This is a genomic window from Candidatus Aminicenantes bacterium (assembly GCA_026393795.1).
Lineage (GTDB): Bacteria > Acidobacteriota > Aminicenantia > UBA2199 > UBA2199 > UBA2199.
In genome coordinates this window covers 1-4119 of the sequence record JAPKZL010000295.1, presented here as the reverse complement: position 1 = coordinate 4119, position 4119 = coordinate 1, and the positions used below count along the sequence as shown (strand labels likewise).

Annotated in this window: 5 protein-coding genes; all 5 read right to left on the bottom strand. The window is 60.0% G+C overall.

The window, feature by feature from the left end:
• Nucleotides 1–1744: DUF4974 domain-containing protein (locus NTW95_14525; GenBank protein ID MCX6558623.1), on the bottom strand; the 1744-nt coding region annotated here is incomplete at its 3' end.
• Nucleotides 1737–2171, bottom strand: a complete 435-nt coding sequence (locus NTW95_14520; protein MCX6558622.1) for a hypothetical protein — start codon at nt 2169–2171, stop codon at nt 1737–1739. The genes NTW95_14525 and NTW95_14520, both read right to left, overlap by 8 nt.
• Nucleotides 2161–2679 carry a hypothetical protein gene (locus tag NTW95_14515; GenBank protein MCX6558621.1) on the bottom strand — a complete coding sequence of 173 codons (519 nt, stop codon included), beginning with the start codon at nt 2677–2679 and terminating at the stop codon, nt 2161–2163. The genes NTW95_14520 and NTW95_14515 overlap by 11 nt, the downstream gene beginning before the upstream one ends.
• Nucleotides 2666–3208: a hypothetical protein gene (locus NTW95_14510; protein MCX6558620.1), complete on the bottom strand. Its 543-nt coding sequence runs from the start codon at nt 3206–3208 to the stop codon at nt 2666–2668. The genes NTW95_14515 and NTW95_14510 overlap by 14 nt, the downstream gene beginning before the upstream one ends.
• Nucleotides 3205–4005, bottom strand: a complete 801-nt coding sequence (locus NTW95_14505; protein MCX6558619.1) for a hypothetical protein — start codon at nt 4003–4005, stop codon at nt 3205–3207. The genes NTW95_14510 and NTW95_14505 overlap by 4 nt, the downstream gene beginning before the upstream one ends.
• Nucleotides 4006–4119: the final 114 nt, after the last annotated feature.

The following is a 4119-nucleotide window of genomic DNA, read 5'->3' as shown; positions in this document are numbered from 1 at the left end:
AAACGCTGGCCTGCTCCGGGTCGATGGCCAGGCAATTGCTGCCCAGCTGGGTTCTGGGCTGAAGCGGTTTCCCTTCTTCCTCTTTCAGCTCCAGCGGAACCGTGCTGCCGCCGACCCATTCGCTGCCGCTCCAGATGGTCTCGATGTCGGCGGTGCTGATTGGGGTCTTGCGGATGATCTTGGGGGTGATGGAAAAGATCAGGTCGGTCTGGCTGATGGTCTTCTCCGAGTTGCCGAACAGCTTGCCCAGCAGCGGGATCTTGTCCAGGAACGGGACACCGCTGATGGAGCCGCGTATGTCGTCGCGGATCAAGCCGCCGATGATGTTGGTCTCCCCCTCCTTCAGGCGGATCTTGTTCTCGATCTCGCGCTTGCCGAAGGTCGGGAACGAGGAGTTGGCGCCGCTGGAAATGAAGTTGATGGTCAGCTTGGTCTTCAGGGTGACCTCGTTGTTCTGGTGGATGAACGGGGTGATCTTGATCTCGACGCCGACGTTGCGATAGCGGTAGGTCGTCACCGGCGAGGAGTTGATGCCACCGGCGGCGATGGCCTGGAACTGGGTCTCAGGGACCGGCACCTCGTCGCCGACCATGAAGGTCATCTCCTCGCCGTCAATGCCGCGCAGGTTGGGCTTGGCGATGATCTTGTTGTTGGCGTCCGCCTCCAGGAAATTCATGGCCACGCTGGGAATGGTCAGAAAAAAATTGGTGCTGCCCAGGTCCTTGAAGTTCATGGTTTTGGAGATCTCGCCGCTGTCCCCGACCGTGCCGCCGCCGATGGCGAACACGCCGTTGCTGAAATCGGCCCCGAGCTTGCTGATGACGCCGCGGTTGACCTCCATGATCTCCACGTTGAGCTCCACCTCGTTCCTTTCCTTATCGATGCGGGTCAGGAAGCGTTCGATCTCGGCCAGGGTGTTGTAATCGGCGCGGATGACCACGGCATTGAGGTTGGCCTCCTCCTGGATGATGATCTGCTCGTCGCGGAAGACGATCTGGATCATCTTGCGCGCGTCCTCGGCCTTGATGTTGGACAGGTAAAAGGTCTTGATGCCGCGCAGGTCGAAGGCTTTTTTCTTGGCGAAGATGTCGGGATAGACGATGACGGTATTGGCGTCGAGCACCCGGTACTGCGAGCCGGAGACCATGCACAGGACTTTCAGCACTTCGTAAAAGGTGGTGTTTTCGATCTCCAGGCTGTGCAGGAAATCGCGGAAGTCCTTGTCGAAGATGAAATTGATGTTGTAGGTCTTGCCCAGGCTTTTAAAGATGTTGGTGATCGGCGTATTCTTCAGGCTCAGGCTGACCCTTTCGTCCTTCTTGATATTCAGCTGCACCGGGGGGACCACGGACGGCTTCGGGACCTCCGCCTTGGCGTTTTCCCGGGGATTTTCAAAGGCGGCGAATTCCTCCTGCAGCTGGGTGTTGCCGGGAAAGACGGCCAGGGCTTTCTGGTATTCGCGGACGGCGGCGGGGCGGTCGTTGTCCTTGCTTTTTTGCCGGGCGCGGAAGAGATGGGCATAATAACTGTTCAGTTTGGCCCGGAAGAGCATGGTCTTGACCTCATCGCTCTTGGGGCTTTCAGCCGCGGCTTTTTGCAGGATCTCACAGGCCTTGTCGTAGTCGCCCACCTTGAAATATTCCCTGGCCTGGCGCAGGCCGGACGTATAGGTCATGCAGCTGAACCAGGAGAAAACCGCAAGCAACACCCATGCCGGATGGTGCCATTTATCGATTTTAGTCATTGCCGTCTCCTTTTAACTTGATGTCGTAGGGAAGGTTATCATATTCAATGGTCACCGTCTCCCTGCCGATCTTCAGGATCGTGATCTTCTGCAGGACCACGTCCCCCTCGTTGACCATGAAAAATTCACCGCTGATGTTCAGCAGTGCCGAGCTCCTGCCGTTCTTGCTGACGAAGCCCTCGTAACTGACCGACTGGTATATCTCCTCGGCGATGGTCCGGCGCGCGGCTTCCGTCTGGGCCGCGTTTTGTGCTGGCGGCTGGCCCGGCCGGGAATCGGCCAGGGCCGTGGCGCCGAGGAAAATGTCCCGTCTCAGCGAGAAGGGAGGGGCGATTTGCTTGAGCAGGCTCAGCTTAAGCAACTCGCCCCGGGCCGGCGCCGGCCACAGCATGAGCAGCAGCAGCGCCTGGACGACCCTATTCGCCAAGGTACACCTCCAGGGTGAAGCCGCCCTTGACCAGGTCGGCGGCAACGCTCAGCTGCAGGCTGCTGAAAAAGTGCATTTTGGGTTTTGTCTCCATGTCGTAAATGAATTTTTTCAGGCTGCGATAACTGCCGCTCAGGGAAAACTTGGCGGTGACTTTCCTGAATCCCTCGCTGCCGCTGCCGAAAGCGAAGTCGATGCGCGGCGGCTGCAGTCCGTTGGCGGCCAGGCTGGCATCCAGGTCGCGGCGGAAAGCGGCGAACTCGTCCAGGCTCAGGATATTGTCCTGGCGGAATTTTTGCAGGGCCTGCGGCAGGTCGCTCCACTCGCGATATTCCGCATCCAGGGCCTGCGCCGCCTTTTCCTGGCCGGCGAGGTCGCGAAAAGTTCGCAGGTGATTACGGCGCGAGACGTCCTGCCATCGGCCGTAAACCAGCGAAAATAGGCACCCGGCGGCGCTCACGCAGAGCAGCGCCAGCATGGCCGTCAGGGCAAGCTTACTTTTTTTCATCTTGGATGCGGATGCTCAGGTTGGCCTGATAATATTCCGTCATTTGATTCTCGCTGGCGATGACCAGCCCGTAGGGCAGCAACTTTTTGTAAAAACCCAGCAGCTCGTTCTGGGCCAGGGCGCTGACGGTCATGAGCATCCGGCCCGCCGCCTCGTTGGCCAGGTTGAGCTGGTGGACGCGCATGCCGGCGCTGCAGGCCTTTTCCAGGAAGTTCAGGCGCGCGACGAAGGAAAAGGACTTGCGCCCGATCAGGAAGTTGGCCGAAGCCAGTTTCCGTCCCCAGGTTTTTTTCAGGGCATCGATTTCCCCCCGCTGCCGCTGCGTCTCGTGCTGCAGGCGTTCCAGGCGCAGGCTGGCCGAGCGGATCTCGCTGTTTTCGGCGCGGTTCTGCCTTTGCTGGCGCGCCAGGTTGAACACGGTGACGGCGTTCAGCAGCAGCACCACCAGGCCGATGCCGGCCAGGATCAGGGTGAAGGCCCGGGCATCGATCTTGCGGGCTTCGGCCAGGTTGTAGTGGATCTTTTTCATAGGCAACCCGGGATATAGGGAGCCGGCATGGCCCGGGCGGCGTCCGGGCAGGAGAGGCCTTCCTGGGCCAGCTCGCCGATGAGTTCGCCGGCAACAACCCCTTGCCGGTGATCGATGAGCTCGAAGCGGCGCGGGTCGCGGCCGCCGTTGCTCCTGACGAATTGCACGGTTTTGACGATCTCCGCCGCCAGGTCTCCCGAGTGGGAGCCACCCTTGAATTTTCTGACGTAAACGGGGGCGCCGCGGTCCTGAAAGACCAGACAGCAGCTGGACACGTCGACCTCGACGAAAAAATCGGGCACCGGCTTGCGCTCGGTCAGCCGGTTGAATATTTCCAGCGCCGAATTGCCGATGAAGATCAACGGGATGCTCCTTTCCCCGAACCTGGCTTCGATGTCAGCCAGGAGCGATTTTTTCACCAGGATGGAAAAAATCCTCTTTTTGTTCAAGCGGAAAAAACGGTGGTCGTAGGCGGCGATCTCCTCGGGGAAAATCTTCTGCAGCTTCCATTCGACCAGCTCACGCAGCAGCTGGCGCGACCAGGGCAGCTTGTCGAATTCGAAAAAATTGAAGATGAACGGCTCGGAATTCAATATGATGCCGGTGTCGACGGGCAGCAGCCGGGCAACTATCTCCGCCCAGCCGTCGGCGCCGCCAGGGTCGGCCAGGGGGATATCGACGCGCTGGCGCTGCACGATCCTGCGCCCGGCCAAGGTGACAATCTCGCCGTGGCGGTCGCCGGCATAAACGACCTGCCTGGGCAGGCGCGCGGGCAGCAGCCAGTCACTCAGACCCATTCTTTGACCGTCACCCGGTTCAGCTCGTCGAGGGAGGTGACCCCAGCCTTGACGCGCTCGAGGCCGTTCCGGCGGATGGGGAGCATTCCCTGTTCCATGGCCGTTTTTTTGATC